Raw genomic sequence first — 14,768 nt, 5'->3', positions numbered from 1 at the left:
GGCCGACACCGAGATCGGCGAGCTCATCGCCGAGGCGATCGACAAGGTCGGCAAGGAGGGCGTCGTCACCGTCGAGGAGTCGCAGACGTTCGGCACCGAGCTCGAGCTCACCGAGGGCATGCGCTTCGACAAGGGCTACATCAACCCCTACTTCGTCACCGACCCCGACCGCCAGGAGGCCGTGTTCGAGGACGCGTACATCCTGATCGCGAACCAGAAGGTCTCGAACATCAAGGACCTGCTGCCGATCGTCGACAAGGTGATCCAGGAGGGCAAGGAGCTCGTGATCATCGCCGAGGACGTCGAGGGCGAGGCTCTCGCGACGCTCGTGCTGAACAAGATCCGCGGCATCTTCAAGTCGGTCGCCGTCAAGGCGCCCGGCTTCGGCGACCGCCGCAAGGCGCAGCTGCAGGACATTGCCATCCTCACCGGCGGCACCGTCATCACCGACGAGCTCGGGCTCAAGCTCGAGAACGCCACGGTCGACCTGCTCGGCCGCGCGCGCAAGGTCATCGTCACCAAGGACGAGACGACCATCGTCGAGGGCGCCGGCGACGCAGCGCAGATCGAGGGCCGTGTGACCCAGATCCGCCGCGAGATCGAGAACACCGACAGCGACTACGACCGCGAGAAGCTGCAGGAGCGCCTCGCCAAGCTCGCCGGCGGCGTGGCCGTCATCAAGGCGGGCGCGGCCACCGAGGTCGAGCTCAAGGAGCGCAAGCACCGCATCGAAGACGCTGTCCGCAACGCGAAGGCGGCCGTCGAGGAGGGCATCGTCCCCGGCGGCGGCGTGGCGCTCATCCAGGCCGGCAAGAAGGCGTTCGAGGGCCTCGAGCTCTCCGGCGACGAGGCGACCGGCGCGAACATCGTCAAGGTCGCCATCGAGGCGCCGCTCAAGCAGATCGCCCTCAACGCGGGCCTCGAGCCCGGCGTCGTCGCCAACAAGGTTGCCGAGCTGCCCGAGGGCAGCGGCCTGAACGCGGCGACCGGCGAGTACGGCGACCTCTTCGCGCAGGGCATCATCGACCCGGCGAAGGTCACTCGCTCGGCGCTGCAGAACGCGGCGTCGATCGCGGGCCTGTTCCTGACGACCGAGGCGGTCGTGGCGGACAAGCCCGAGAAGGCTCCGGCCCCCGCCGCGGACCCGACGGGCGGCATGGATTTCTAAGCCATCCACACAAAGGCGGCCCCGACCAAACTGGTCGGGGCCGCCTTTGTGTGGTCCACCCGAGGGCGATCACTCCAGAGCGGCTGTGCTCTTCGAGGTCAAGCCCTTCGGGTAGTACTTCTTGTGGTAACCCGCCACTCGCACCTTCAGCTTCTTGCCCTCGTCGGCGGCTTTCGCCTTGTACTTGCTGGAGGTCGCGCCCGAGATCTTGACGCCGTTGCGATACCACTGCCAGTGCAGCCGGGTGCCCTTCGGCCAGCCAGACGTCTTGGCGGTGAGAGTCGAGCCGACGGCCCTCGTGCCGGAGATCGTGGGCGTCTTGCCTGCCTTGATCGCAGGGTCGGCGACGGCGAAGATGACGACCCAGTAGTGCCCGTAGGGCCCGCCCTTCGCGTACCCGACGCCCATGCCCTTGTACGACTTGCCGAGAATGTTCGCTCGGTGGCCGGAGGAGCTCATCCATCCCTTCACCGTGGACGTCGCGGTGGTGTACCCGGCGGCGAGGTTCTCACCCGACGCGCTCCAGCCCCACCAGTTGATGCGCTTGAGGCGCCACGACGAGGTGCTGTGCTTGAACGCCCCCGTCTTGGCGAGGTGCTTCGCCCACGCCCGGGCGGTGGCGTCCAGCTTGGACTGGCTTTTCAGCGCTCGGAGGTTCTTGGCGGCGCGCTTCTTGTTGATGAGCGCGAACACCCTCTCCTCCTGCGTGTTCTTGGCGGTGGAGGCCGTGGGCAGCGTGACGATGCTCGGCTGAGTGCCGGCGGCGGGCTGCGTGGCGGCGGTCGCAGGTGCGGTCACTGCGCCGAGGGCGAGTGCCGTGGACAAAGAAAGCGCAACAAGTGTGCGCTTGCGGTAAGGCAACACGAAGAGTCCTCCTGTGGGGATTCGACTGTGGGGATCGAAAGGAAGGCTTCCAGGATAGCGGATGATCGGCGCCGCGCCGATATATAATTTCGCTCGCTCGGGACGGGCCGCGCCGCGCTCAGCGGAACAGGCCGATGCTGGCCTGCTCCGCGTCGGCGTACTGGCGGCCGGCGACGGCCAGCGCCTGGCTGACCGAGGCGAGCGTGTCCTCCACCTGGCGTTGTGTTGCGCGCCACTGCTCGATCACGTCCTGGAAGGCCGCGGCCGCGGCCCCAGTCCACGAGCCCTGGAGCTGCGTGAGCTGCGTGAGCATCGTCGAGCTCTCCGCCTCCAGGCGGTCGGCGGTGCCGCGCACGGCGGCGGTGGCGGTGAGGATCGAATCGCTGTCGACGGAGAAGACGGCCATGAGAGTGCTCCTTTGAGACGGGAAGAGGGATGCCTCACGGTACGGGTCTCGCCGAGCCCCGCGCGGCGCGCACGACCGGATTGGGGATGCCTTGTCCTGCGGAACGGCCTGTGCAGGAGCAGACGCCCGCTATTCGAGCGCGAGCCGGGGGAGCGGCTGGGTGTCGATGAACAGGTGGTCGGCGGCATCCCGCTCCACCGCGAGCGGGAACGACACTCGGAACGTCGCGCCGCCGCCGGGGGTGTCGAGCACGTCGACGCTGCCGTGCAGGGCCTCGACGATCGACGCGACGATCGACAGCCCCAGGCCGCTTCCGCCCGTCTCCCGCGTGCGGGACGTGTCCGCGCGCCAGAAGCGCTGGAAGATCTGCTCCTTGAGCGGGTCGGGGATGCCCTCGCCGTGGTCGACGACCGCGATCCAGCCGACGCCCGCTCGCGCGTCCACGCCGACGGCCAGGTCGATCGGCAATTCGTCGGGGGTGTAGCGGCGGGCGTTGCTGACGAGGTTCGTGACGACCTGGCGGATGCGGTTCTCGTCACCCTGCACGATCGGCGGCGTCACCGCAGCGGGCGCCGGCAGCTCGAGGGGGGCGGTCGTCGGCGGCGGCTCTGCGGTCTCGCCCGCGTGCGGCGGTGCAGGCGGGCGGGGCTTGCGGCGCAGCAGCGAGAGAGTCGTCGCGCTCGCGCGGGCGATGGCGGATGTCGTGGTGGGCACCCGGCGGCGCGGCGCGTCACCGCCGGCGGCTGGCGCGGGCTGGGGCGGCGCCACGGCGTCTGCCGCCACCGTGGTGTCGATCACGGTCACGGTGCGCTGGGGCGCCACCACCCCCAGGTCGAGCGCGATGTCGCGAGCGACCGGGCGCAGGTCGACGGGGGCGATCTCGACATCCCGCTGCTCGTCGAGCCGGGCCAAGGCGAGGAGGTCCTCGACCAGCACGCCCATGCGGATGGCCTCTTTCTCGATGCGCTCCATCGCCTGCGCCGTGTCGTCGTCGCCGCGAATCGCGCCCATGCGGTAGAGCTCGGCGTACCCGCGCACCGACACGAGCGGCGTGCGCAGCTCGTGGCTGGCGTCGCCGATGAACCGCCGCATCTGGCGCACCGTGCTCTCGCGCTGGGCGATGGCGGCGTCGATGCGGTTGAGCATCGTGTTGATGGCGAGCTTGAGCTTTCCCACCTCGGTGCGCGGCTCGATCTCGGTCATGCGCTGCGTGAAGTCGCCGCCGGCGATCGACATGGCGGTGGCCTCGACCTGGCCGAGGCCACGGAAGGTGAGCGTGACGACATACCGCGTCAGCAGCGCGGCGCTGACGAGGGTGATGAGGGCGAGGATGCTGTAGATGCCGAGGAACGTCGTGACGATGCGGTTCACCGGAGCCAGCGGCAGCACGACCATCTGTGTGTACTGGCCGACGATGCCGACGAACTCCTGCGGTCCCACGCTGGCGTGGAAGGGGGCGTCGGAGTCCGCGCCCTCGAGCAAGAATGGTGACGTTCCCTGAATCGTGGTCCGCTGCAGGGACCAACTCTCGGGCAACAGGGGCTTCTGCCCCGACCCGCCCGCCTGGCCGACCAGCTCCCCCTGGGGATCGTAGAGGGCCATGAAGTAGTCAGTGGGCGGCGCGTCGTCCTTCTTCGTGACCGCCCGGGTGCTCGGATCGATCTCGAGCAGGCCGCTGGCGACATTCGCGGCGGCGAGCTGCTCCAGCTGGCCGTCGAGATTCTGGATGAGCGTGTTGCGCAAGAACACGCTGGTGCCGACGCCGGTGGCCAGCAGGCCGATCGCGAGCACGCCGACCACGACGCCGGTGACCTTGGCGCGCAGGCTGATGCTGCGCCACCAGCGGGTGACCGCATCGCTCTTTTTCGCCACGTCGCCTCCCGCGTGAGCGCGTCAGGCGGCCTTGCCGACCTTCAGCATGTAGCCGAACCCGCGCTTGGTCTGGATCAGCGGCTCGGTCGAGTGCGGGTCGATCTTGCGGCGCAGGTACGAGATGTAGCTCTCCACGATGCCCGCGTCGCCGTTGAAGTCGTACTCCCACACGTGGTCGAGGATCTGCGCCTTCGACAGCACGCGGTTCGGGTTGAGCATGAGGTAGCGCAGCAGCTTGAACTCGGTGGGGCTCAGGTCGATCGAGGCATCCCCCACCCGCACGTCGTGCGTGTCCTGGTCCATCGTCAGCTCGCCCGCGCGGATGATCGCCTCCTCGTCGGACTGCATCGTGCGCCGCAGGATCGCCTGGATGCGGGCCACGATCTCGTCGAGCGAGAAGGGCTTGGTGACGTAGTCGTCGCCGCCGGCGTTCAGGCCCTCGATCTTGTCCTGCGTGTCGTCTTTCGCGGTCAGGAACAGGATCGGAGCGGTGTAGCCGGCGCCGCGCAGGCGCTTGGTGACGCTGAACCCGTTCATGTCGGGCAGCATCACATCCAGCACGATGAGATCGGGCTCCTCCTCGAGCACGGCCGAGATCGTCTGGGCGCCGTTGGAGACGGCGCGCACCTGGAAGCCCGCGAATTTCAGGCTTGTGACGAGCAGGTCGCGGATGTTCGGCTCGTCGTCGACAACGAGGATGCGCGGTGCGGTCATGTGCCCATTATGGCGACCCGGCTGATGTTCTGGCTGATTTCGGCGCTCCGATCCGGTCTGCGACCACCTCGGCGACCTGCTCGGCGTCGAGGATCGTGTAGCTGTACCCCTGCTCGGCGAGGAACCGCTGGCGGTTCTGCGCGAAGTCCTGGTCGACGGTGTCTCGCGCGATGAGCGTGTAGAAGCTCGCCGTGCGCCCCGACTCTTTGGGCCGCAGAAGGCGCCCGAGCCGTTGCGCCTCCTCCTGGCGGGAGCCGAACGATCCCGACACCTGGATCGCCACCGACGCCTCCGGCAGGTCGATCGAGAAGTTCGCCACCTTCGAGACGACCAGCACGTCGATCGTGCCCTCGCGGAACGCGCGGTACAGCTCCTCGCGCTCGTCGACGGGAGTCGCCCCGGTGATCTTCGGAGCGCCGAGGGCCTCGGCGAGCACGTCGATCTGGTCGAGGTACTGCCCGATCACGAGGATCCGCTCCCCGCGGTGGCGCCCCACCAGGGCGCGGACGACACCGACCTTTGCCGGAGCGGTGGCCGCGAGCCGGTAGCGCTGGTCGTCGGCGGACGCCGCGTACTCCAGCCGCTGGTCGGCGGGCAGGTCCACCCGCACCTCGTAGCAGGCGGCGGGGGCGATGAACCCCTGCGCCTCGATCTCCTTCCATGGCGCGTCGAACCTCTTCGGGCCGATGAGGCTGAAGACATCCCCCTCCCGGCCGTCCTCGCGCACGAGCGTCGCGGTCAGTCCGAGCCGCCGCCGCGCCTGCAGGTCGGCGGTGAGCTTGAACACCGGAGCCGGCAGCAGATGCACTTCGTCGTAGACGATGAGGCCCCAATCGAGCGCGTCCAGCAGAGCGAGGTGCGCGTACTGCCCCTTCCGCTTCGCGGTGAGGATCTGGTACGTCGCGATCGTGACCGGCTTGACCTCTTTGGCCTGCCCGGAGTACTCGCCGATCTCGTCGGGGGTCAGGCTCGTGCGCCTCAGCAGCTCGTCGCGCCACTGCCGCGCGCTGACGGTGTTGGTGACAAGGATCAGCGTCGTCGTCTTGGTCTCGGCCATCGCGCCCGCGCCGACGAGCGTCTTGCCCGCGCCGCACGGCAGCACGACGACCCCGGAGCCGCCCTCGGTGAACGTGTCGACAGCCTGGCGCTGGTAGGGGCGCAGGCTCCACTCGGACTCGTCGAGGTCGATGGGATGCGGCGTGCCCGGCGTGTAGCCGGCGAGGTCCTCGGCCGGCCAGCCGACCTTGAGCAGCTCCTGTTTGATATGGCCGCGGGCCCACGCGTCCACGACGTACACGTCGGGGGAGGGATGGCCCACCAGCAGCGGCTGGATCCGCTTGTTGCGGGCCACTTCGGCCAGCACGGCCTGGTCGGTGGAGCGCAGCACGAGCGTGCCGGCGCCGAGCCCGGCGACATCCGCCCGCTCGATCACGAGCCGGCCGTACCGGCCGACCGTCTCGCGGATGTCGAGAGCCACCGACGGCGGCACCGGGAACCGCGACCAGCGGTCGAGGGTCGCCAGCATATCGTCGGCGTCGTGGCCCGCGGCGCGGGCGTTCCACAGGCCCAGCCGCGTGATGCGGTAGGTGTGGATGTGCTCGGGGGCGCGCTCCAGCTCGGCGAAGATCGCGAGCTCGTGCCGCGCCGTCTCGGCGTCGGGATGCGCCACTTCCAAGAGCACCGTGCGGTCGCTCTGCACGATGAGGGGTCCGTCGGCCATAACGTGCCAGTCTACCGGCGAGGCGGGCAGGGATTCAGGCGGGGCGAGTGCTCACGATGCTCGACACCGGCAGCGTGCGCTCGGTGTCGGAGCCGCGGTCGCGGCCGCGCAGGCGCCCGCCGCCGAGCCCGGTGGCCTCGAGCGTGAACTCCCGGGTTGATCCGTCGGGCAGGGCCGCGACGACGACAATCGTGGCCTTGGCGCGCACGGCGGCGTCGAGCTCTCGACCCAGCCACGCAGCGTCGGAGTCGTGCTCGCGCGCCTCACGCAGCACCTCCAGCAGGCGCTCGTGGGTCGCCGCGCCGGGCGCGGCTCCCGCGATCCGACGGCGGTGCACGGGCTCGGGCTCGCCGTCCGCGTCGACGGCCACGACGGGGTAGCGGGCGTCGACGAGCGTCCAGTACACGGCGTCGCGCGCAACGCGCGAGGCCAGCGCGTCGCCGTCGCGGACGAGCCCGACCGCCCGCACCGACTGGTCGACGGCGAGCGTGTCGAGCAGCGCTGGCTCGTCGGTCTCGACGCGGGTGCGGCCGGATGCCGCGTCCGCCCGCACGCGAATGAGCCCGTGCCGTGCCGCCGTCGTCTCGATGAGGTAGTCCAGCGGCTGCGGGATGCCGGTCAGCGACAGCTCCGAGAGGAAGGCGCGCAGCGAGTCGGACGTTTCGCCCGCACCGACCGCCACCGTGATCGACTCGGGGGTGAAACGGTACGTCGACGCTTGCGCGCGCGACTCGCGCGCCGCCATGCCGCGCAGCCGCAGATCGAGCGCCGGCGCGAGTGGGCCCGGCGCGATCGCGCTGAGATCGGCCTGCAGGTAGACGCGGTCGATCTCCGGCGGCAGGAGCGCCGCGAGCGCAGCCGCGTCGGCCGCCCCGCCCGCGCGCAGCGCGGCCATCCACTCCGGCTCGGCGCCGGACGGCGTCGTCAGGCCCCACCGAGCGGCGACGCGCTTCAGCAGCGCGCACTGCTGCCGCCAGTCGGGCGTCAGCGGGTACGCGCCATCCCACGCGCCGGGGGCGAGCACGCCGCCGGAGGCCGTGCGCAGCGCGGCGGGAACCGACATCCGGAATCCGTCGGCGACCGCCTGCCAGCGCTCGGCGGTCGACGCGGCCAGCCAGCGCTCGCCCGCGTCGGTGACCAGCCACTCCCGCTCGCCAGCCGCCGCCAGCCCCGCCGCCGCCGCGCTGGCGAGCAGGTCGTCGAGCTCGTCGGCCGACGAGACGGCGCCCGACTCGACGTAGCGCTTCCGGTCGGCGGCGGTCACCGCGCCCGCGCCGGTGCGCCCCGGCGGCGCCGTGAGCGCCGACAGCAGCACGTCGGCCAGGGACGCGATGCTCAGTGCAGCGCGCTCCGCGGCGGCGGCCGCCTCCGCCGGGCTTGCCGGCACCGGCGGAGGCGCCGCTGGCAGGAGGCGGAAGGCGTCGGGATGCTGCAGCCGCGCCGCGCTCACGCGCTCGGCGACCGCGCGGTGCACGAGTCCGTCCGCCCGCGCCAGCGCGAGGCGCGACAGCTGCTCGCGCAGCGGCGGCGGCACGGCGCCGGTGCCCGCCGCGGCGAGGGCGACGAGGGTCTCGCGGGGAAGCGTCGCCACGGCGCGGTCGACGGATGCCGCTTCGAGCAGGCCCTCCGCGGCGTCGAAGAAGTCGCGCCACGGAGCCGCCGGCGGCACCGCGCGGTCCACGAGCAGGCGCGCGAGCTCAGCGTCCGAGCGCGCCGACAGCTCTGCCGCGAGGGCGCGCGCGTCGCTCGTCGTCGCGGCCGCGCTCTCCATCGCCGTCGCTACGACCCCTTGTTCGCGCGTGAGCGCCGGACGAAGTTGATGACGAGCAGCGCCACGATCAGCAGGAACGCGATCGGCAACGCGACCAGCGGCAGCAGCACGACCGTGGGCCACAGCCCGGCCGAGAAGTCGGTCACGCCGGCAGGCCGCGCCAGGATCACGGCGAAGAAGCAGACGATCGACAGCACGGTCAGCCCGAGCGCCATGAACGCGAGGATGCGGTCGATGCGCCGCACGGGGATCTCCGGGCTCGAGGATGCCTTGCTCATCCGCACAAGCTTACCGCCCGGCTGCCGGGTCGGTCGCGGCGGGTTAGGCTTGACGGGCGGGGCGCGGACGGTCCCGTGACGCACGCCCGCGCGGCGACATTCACAGCGAGGTTTCCCATGCCCACCGGCAAGGTCAGGTTCTACGACGAGGAGAAGGGGTTCGGCTTCATCGCCTCCGATGAGGGCCAGGACGTCTTCCTGCACGCGACGGCGCTGCCCGCCGGCGCGCCCGCTCCGAAGCCCGGAACCCGTCTCGAGTTCGGCATCGCCGACGGCAAGCGCGGACCGCAGGCGCTGTCGGTGCGCGTGCTGGAGGCCCCGCCGAGCCTCGTGAAGGCCAAGCGCAAGCCCGCCGACGACATGGCGATCATCGTCGAGGACCTCGTGAAGCTGCTCGACGGCATCGGCGGCGACCTGCGTCGCGGCCGCTACCCGAACAGCGGCCACTCGCGGAAGATCGCTGCGGTGCTGCGCAAGGTCGCCGATGAGCTCGATTCCTGACGCGAGGCTGCTGGAGGCGCGCGACCTGGCGCTCGCGGCGTTGCGCGAGATCACGCCCGACGCGACGATCGGCGAGGCCGCAGGCCACACGGTCGAAGAGGACGGCGTCGTCTCGCTGCTGTTCGAGAACCGGTTGGGCGGCTACCCCGGCTGGTTCTGGACTGTGAGCGTGGCACGCGTCGACGGCGAGGAGCCGACCGTGCTCGAGGCGGAGCTGCTTCCCGGCGAGGCGGCGCTGCTCGCTCCGGACTGGGTGCCGTGGGCCGTGCGGCTGGCGGAGTACCAGGCGTCGCAGGCCGCCGCGGAGGCCGAGCGCGCCGCCGCGGACGAGGCGCTCGACGAGGAAGAGGAGTTCGACGAGGGCGACCTCGACGACCTCGACGACCTCGACGCCGCGGACTTCGACACCGACGGCTCGCCGCTGCTGCACTCCGGCGACGTCGACGGCGTCGACATCGACGTCCTCGACGAGGATGCTCCCGACGCCGACGAGGGTCGCTGAGTTTTCAGAGCCGCTCGACGATGTGGTCGATGCAACGGATCAGCTGGCGCACGTCGTCGGGGTCGATAGACGTGAACGTCGCGACCCGCAGCTGGTTGCGGCCGAGCTTGCGGTAGGGCTCGGTGTCGAGGATGCCGTTCGCGCGCAGGGTCTTTGCGACCGCCGTCGCGTCCACGGCGTCGTCGAAGTCGATCGTGACCACGACGGGCGAGCGGTCAGCGGGGTCGGCGACGAACGGCGTCGCGAACTCGGATGCCTCGGCCCAGTCGTACAGCGCTTGCGACGACTCCGCCGTCCGGGCGTTCGCCCACTGCAGCCCGCCGTGGTCGACGATCCACCGCACCTGCTCGTCGAGGAGGATCAGGGTCGCCAGCGCCGGTGTGTTCAACGTCTGCTGCAGCCGGGAGTTGTCCAGCGCCGCCTTCAGGCTGAGGAAGTCGGGGATGTAGCGGCCGCTCGCCGCGATCCGCTCGATCCGCTCGATCGCCGCCGGCGACACGGCGGCGAACCACAGCCCGCCGTCGGAGCCGAGGTTTTTCTGCGGCGCGAAGTAGTAGACGTCGCACTCGATCACCGAGAAGTCGATGCCGCCCGCGGCGCTCGTCGCGTCGATCACGGTGAGCGCGCCGTCGTCGCCGCGCACGCGCTCGACCGGAGCCGCCACGCCCGTCGAGGTCTCGTTGTGCGTCCAGGCGTAGACATCCACTCCCGAGGCCGGCTCGGGACGCGAGCGGCCCCCGGCCGGCGCGGTGCGCACGTCGGGCGCCTCCAGCCACGGCGCTCGCGCCGCCGCGGCGAACTTGCCGCCGAACTCGCCGAAAACGAGATTCTGGCTGCGGCGCTCGATGAGGCCGAAGGCCGCGGCATCCCAGAACGCGCTCGACCCGCCGTTGCCCAGCACGATCTCGTAGCCCGCCGGCAGCTGCAACAGCTCGGCCAGGCCAGCCCGCACGCTCGCGACCAGGTCTTTCACTGGAGCCTGTCGGTGCGACGTGCCCAGCAGCACCGCCCCGCGCGTGGCAAGCGCCTCCACCTGCGCCGGGCGCACCTTCGCCGGCCCGCATCCGAATCGGCCGTCCACGGGCAGGATGTCGCGAGGCAGAGTGATATCGGGCATCCCCCGATTCTAAGCGGCGGGCGCGCTGGCCCAGGCGCCGGGATAGGCTTGCCTTACACGCCTCCGACGGGAGGCCGCCGACGAGAAAGCCGCCGATGACCGACCTGATCGACACCACCGAGATGTACCTGCGCACGATCCTCGACCTCGAAGAGGAGAACATCGTGCCGCTGCGCGCGCGCATCTCGGAGCGTCTCGGCCACTCCGGCCCGACGGTGTCGCAGACCATCGGGCGCATGGAGCGCGACGGCCTGGTCGTCGTGTCGGACGACCGCACGCTCGAGCTCACCGACTCGGGCCGGCAGAAGGCCACCGAGGTCATGCGCAAGCACCGGCTCGCCGAGCGGCTGCTCTCCGACGTCATCGGCCTGGACTGGGCGTACGTCCACGACGAGGCCTGCCGCTGGGAGCACGTCATGAGCGAGCGCGTCGAGCGCCGGCTCGTGGAGCTCCTCGGGCACCCCACCGAGTCGCCGTACGGCAACCCGATCCCGGGCCTGGACCAGCTGGGCGACGTGCCCGCCGCCGAGTTCGAGCAGGGTGTGGTCGGGCTCGTGCGCCGGCTCAACGAGGCCGATGCTCCCATCCAGGGCACCGTGCGCCGGCTCGCCGAGCCCGTGCAGTTCGACCCGGAGCTGCTCCAGCAGCTCAAGACCGCGGGGGTTCTTCCCGGAGCCCACGGCGACTTCCGGTTCAACGAGGGCTACGTGCTCGTGCAGATGGACGGGAACGACGAGGGGCTCGAGCTTCCTGTCGAGGTGGCATCCCACATCTTCCTGGTCGACGACCGCGGCTGACGGGGCTCTCAGCCCCTTCGCAGGTTGCCCGAGGTGACAGAATCGTTACCTTTCCGGTACCCTCGAAAGGTCCACCGGGCAGAAGCCAGCCCACGGACAACCGGACGGCCCGCCCCGCAGGCTCGTCAAACCGTTCCGGTCGAAGCCGCAAGCGCCGACGAGCCGTCGTCTACCCGAAGACGGAGGGGCCGGAGGACCGGTTTGGCTGAAGACATCGATTCGTCCGCGACGGAACACGAAACGACGGCGAGTCTCGCGACTCGCTCGCGCGCCCGCCAGCAGACCGCTCGTCGGTCGACGGCAGTCGCCGCATCCACAAGACCGGCCTCTCGCCAGCCCGCCGCGGGCAAGTCCGCGCGCAAGCCGCTGCGCAGCCTGGCGACCGTCGCGATCGTCGCGGGCCTGGTGGCCACCGTCGCGATTCCCGCGTACGGCGCGTTCCAGCCCGCCGCCGAGACCAAGACGGTGCAGCAGCTCGCCCAAGAGGACGCGCAGTCGATGATCGTCGCGTCCGAAGTGAAGGCGAGCGGGCTCGAGCGCGACTCCTACTCCGCGACCACGGAAGAGGAGATCGCCAAGAAGAAGGCGGCCGAGGCCGCCGCCGCCCGCGCCCGCGAGGCCGCTGCCTCCGGGACTCCGGTCAACGTGGACCTGGATTTGATCGGTCCGGGCTCGGGCGACTTCCGCTGGCCGCTGGCCAAGATCACGCGCATTGGCGATGGGTATCTTTCGCGCGGCGGCGCGCACATGGGCGTCGACCTCATCTCGCCCGGAGGCACCCCGATCTTCGCCTCCGCCGACGGTGTCGTGCGCGTCTCGCAGGAGAGCTACTTCGGCTACGGCGTCTGCATCACGATCGACTCGGTCATCAACGGCCGCCGCGTCAACACGCTGTACTCGCACATGCGCTACGGCACGCGCACGGTCGGCGTCGGAGACCGCGTCAAGGCGGGCCAGGTCATCGGACTCGTCGGCGCCACGGGCCGCGCGTACGGCAACCACCTCCACTACGAGGTGCAGGTCAACGGCTCGCGCGTCGACCCGCTCGCGTTCCTCCGCGCCAACGCGGGCTGAGCTTGTCGAAGCCTGAGCTTGTCGAAGCCTGAGCAGCCAGACACGCGTGCCAGCGTGCCGGCCAGGACTAGCGCGCGTGGTCTAGCCTGATTCCGACGTTGTGAGCAACGGAGGAGACGATGGACCGAATACCGGGCGCCCTTCGCAGGGTCGGGCTCGGTCGGTATGTCCTCCGGCAAATCGGCACGGATGCCGCGGTCGCACCGCGGTGCCAGGGCGCTGTCTTCGGACGGCGCCCTTTTTCGTGCGCGCCATTCGCGGATCGGAGAGTCTCATGCGCACACTCGTGCTGAACGCGGGGTACGAGCCCCTGGCCGTGGTGTCGTTCAAGCGTGCCCTTGTGCTGGTGATGAACGAGAAGGCGACCGTGATCGAGCGTGTCGACGGTGACCCGGTGTGGGGCGCCAGCACCGTGCACGACCGCCCGGCGGTGATCGTGCTGACCAGGTACGTGCGGGTTCCGTCCGGGCGCCGCGTGCCGGTGACTCGCCGGGGCGTGCTGCGCCGCGACGGGCATCGTTGCGCGTACTGCAGCAAGTCGGCTTCGACGATCGACCATGTCATGCCGCGATCGCGCGGCGGTGTCGACTCGTGGGAGAACCTCGTCGCGTGCTGTCTGCGGTGCAACAACGTCAAGGGCGATCGCACCCCGCAAGAGATGGGCTGGGAGCTGCGAAACGCCCCGCGCCCGCCGCACGGAGCGCACTGGACGGTGCGCGGCGCCGAGCGCGCCGATCCGCAGTGGGAGCCGTACCTGGCGCTCGCCGCGTAGCGCGCTGTGTTGTCGTCGCGCGCTGCGCCTTCCCGCACGCGCTGCAGCCTCCCGCACGCGCTGCAGTTTTCGGCGGGGCTGAACTGTTCGCGCTACAGCGACCCGCAGTCGCGCGTGTTGTTCGCGTGCGCGATTGCGGGTTTCTGTAGCGCGTGGCGTGAGAGTGGCGCGCGAGCGTGAGGAGCTCGCGCGACGCGATGTCGGAAGAAGGATATATGTTCGATACCTAGCTTGAATTGCTAGTATCTATGTTCCCCTATATGGAGGTGAGGGCGATCAGCGATCCGCAGCGGGCACCCGTGCACGCCCTGCGCGCTCAGATCGAGCGCGCGCAGGGGCGGCGGCTCGACGCTTCCGCATTGCCGGTGCTTCCCGCGCTCGCCCCGCTGCTGCCCGGCGGCGGACTGCGTCTCGGGTCCGCGTACGCGCTGGAGTCGTCGGCGGCGTTGACGACGGCCGTCATGGCGGGCCCGTCGCAAGCGGGGTCGTGGTGCGCGGCGGTCGGGATGCCTGAGCTCGGCGCCGAGGCAGGAGAGCGCGCGGGCGTCGCTCTGGATCGGCTCGTGCTCGTGCCCGAGCCCGGCCCGCGGTGGCTCGCGGTGGTCGCGACGCTGGTCGAGGTGGTGCCGGTGGTGGCCGTGCGGCCGCCCGGACGGGCGAGGGACGGGGATGTCGCGCGGCTCGGCGCGCGGCTGCGCGATCGCGGCGCGGTGCTGCTGGTGCAGGGGCCGTGGCCGCAGGCCGAGGCATCCCTCTGCCTGAGCGAGCCGGCCTGGATCGGCCTCGGCCGAGGGCACGGTCTGCTGTCGAGGCGGGAGGTCACCGTCACGGCGGCGAGCCGGCGCTGGCCCGTGCCGCGGTCTGCCCGTGTCGCGCTCCCCGGCCGAGACGGCGCCGTGGCGGCCGTTGCAGAGGGCTCCCGGGGGCTTGAGCGGATGCGGCCGGGCTCCGAGCCCGTTGAGCTCGAGCGGATGGTGGCGGGATGATGGATGCTGCTCCCGTGCGCAGCCTCGTGCTGTGGATCCCGGACTGGCCGGTCGTGGCGCTGGCCCGCGATCCGGCCGCGGGCGTCGCGGACGACGAGCCGGTCGCGGTGCTCGAAGCGAACACCGTCGTCTCATGCAGCGCGGCCGCCCGCGCCGAGGGCGTGCGGCGGGGGCAGCGCCGACGCGACGCGCAGGCGCGTTGTCCGCGGCTGCGCGTCGCGGCATC

The 14,768-nt window shown here is 71.0% G+C and carries 15 protein-coding genes and 1 pseudogene; 8 read left to right on the top strand and 8 right to left on the bottom strand.

The genetic code is table 11. The annotated features are described in order from the left end of the window. The coding region (gene groEL, locus QM611_RS09455) for a chaperonin GroEL (RefSeq protein ID WP_415079664.1) at positions 1–1,168 on the top strand (1,168 nt) is incomplete at its 5' end. A 69-nt stretch (positions 1,169–1,237) separates the two neighbouring features. Here the strand turns inward: groEL and QM611_RS09450 are convergent. From QM611_RS09450 to QM611_RS09420, 7 genes are all read right to left on the bottom strand, one after another. Beyond that, the gene (locus QM611_RS09450) at positions 1,238–1,966 is read right to left on the bottom strand and encodes a CAP domain-containing protein (RefSeq protein WP_415079663.1); all 729 of its coding nucleotides are present in this window, start codon (positions 1,964–1,966) and stop codon (positions 1,238–1,240) included. A 184-nt stretch (positions 1,967–2,150) separates the two neighbouring features. Beyond that, on the bottom strand, positions 2,151–2,438 hold the full coding sequence (locus tag QM611_RS09445) for a WXG100 family type VII secretion target (RefSeq protein WP_415079662.1): 288 nt from the start codon (positions 2,436–2,438) through the stop codon (positions 2,151–2,153). 129 nt (positions 2,439–2,567) lie between these two features. After that, a complete protein-coding gene (locus QM611_RS09440) occupies positions 2,568–4,310 on the bottom strand; it encodes an ATP-binding protein (protein WP_415079661.1) in 1,743 nt (580 codons plus the stop codon). Between the two features lie 21 nt (positions 4,311–4,331). Continuing rightward, positions 4,332–5,024 (bottom strand): response regulator transcription factor, encoded by a 693-nt coding sequence (locus tag QM611_RS09435; RefSeq protein ID WP_415079660.1) that lies wholly within the window; start codon positions 5,022–5,024, stop codon positions 4,332–4,334. A gap of 7 nt (positions 5,025–5,031) precedes the next feature. Further along, positions 5,032–6,744 carry a DNA repair helicase XPB gene (locus QM611_RS09430; RefSeq protein WP_415079659.1) on the bottom strand — a complete coding sequence of 571 codons (1,713 nt, stop codon included), beginning with the start codon at positions 6,742–6,744 and terminating at the stop codon, positions 5,032–5,034. Between the two features lie 34 nt (positions 6,745–6,778). Then, complete coding sequence (locus QM611_RS09425; RefSeq protein WP_415079658.1) at positions 6,779–8,515, bottom strand: helicase-associated domain-containing protein; 1,737 nt, start codon at positions 8,513–8,515, stop codon at positions 6,779–6,781. An 8-nt stretch (positions 8,516–8,523) separates the two neighbouring features. Then, a complete protein-coding gene (locus QM611_RS09420; protein WP_415079657.1) occupies positions 8,524–8,793 on the bottom strand; it encodes a multidrug ABC transporter ATPase in 270 nt (89 codons plus the stop codon). Between the two features lie 117 nt (positions 8,794–8,910). Here QM611_RS09420 and QM611_RS09415 point away from each other — a divergent pair, with 117 nt between their 5' ends. After that, positions 8,911–9,294, top strand: coding sequence for a cold-shock protein (locus tag QM611_RS09415; RefSeq protein ID WP_415079656.1), 384 nt, complete (start codon positions 8,911–8,913; stop codon positions 9,292–9,294). Next, positions 9,278–9,796 carry a DUF3027 domain-containing protein gene (locus QM611_RS09410; RefSeq protein ID WP_415079655.1) on the top strand — a complete coding sequence of 173 codons (519 nt, stop codon included), beginning with the start codon at positions 9,278–9,280 and terminating at the stop codon, positions 9,794–9,796. Before QM611_RS09415 ends, QM611_RS09410 begins: the two co-directional genes overlap by 17 nt. Positions 9,797–9,800: 4 nt before the next feature. On the opposite strand, the gene serC is transcribed toward QM611_RS09410, so the two are convergent. Beyond that, positions 9,801–10,913, bottom strand: a complete 1,113-nt coding sequence (serC, locus tag QM611_RS09405; RefSeq protein WP_415079654.1) for a phosphoserine transaminase — start codon at positions 10,911–10,913, stop codon at positions 9,801–9,803. A gap of 95 nt (positions 10,914–11,008) precedes the next feature. Between serC and QM611_RS09400 the strand changes: the two genes are divergently transcribed. From QM611_RS09400 to QM611_RS09380, 5 genes and pseudogenes are all read left to right on the top strand, one after another. After that, the gene (locus QM611_RS09400; protein ID WP_415079653.1) at positions 11,009–11,710 is read left to right on the top strand and encodes a metal-dependent transcriptional regulator; all 702 of its coding nucleotides are present in this window, start codon (positions 11,009–11,011) and stop codon (positions 11,708–11,710) included. A 201-nt stretch (positions 11,711–11,911) separates the two neighbouring features. Next, entirely contained in the window at positions 11,912–12,784 is an 873-nt protein-coding gene (locus QM611_RS09395) for a M23 family metallopeptidase (RefSeq protein WP_415079652.1), read from the top strand. A 274-nt stretch (positions 12,785–13,058) separates the two neighbouring features. Further along, positions 13,059–13,556 carry an HNH endonuclease gene (locus QM611_RS09390; protein WP_415079651.1) on the top strand — a complete coding sequence of 166 codons (498 nt, stop codon included), beginning with the start codon at positions 13,059–13,061 and terminating at the stop codon, positions 13,554–13,556. A 260-nt stretch (positions 13,557–13,816) separates the two neighbouring features. Then, complete coding sequence (locus tag QM611_RS09385) at positions 13,817–14,542, top strand: hypothetical protein (RefSeq protein WP_415079650.1); 726 nt, start codon at positions 13,817–13,819, stop codon at positions 14,540–14,542. Further along, positions 14,539–14,768, top strand: a pseudogene (locus tag QM611_RS09380) (DNA polymerase Y family protein); the annotation flags it as partial. The gene QM611_RS09385 and the pseudogene QM611_RS09380, both read left to right, overlap by 4 nt.

Origin of the sequence: Microbacterium sp. (assembly GCF_047606685.1) — a bacterium.
In the GTDB taxonomy this organism is placed as follows: domain Bacteria; phylum Actinomycetota; class Actinomycetes; order Actinomycetales; family Microbacteriaceae; genus Microbacterium.
The sequence above is the reverse complement of the archived record's forward strand: the minus strand, read 5'-3'. Positions and strand labels throughout refer to the sequence as shown.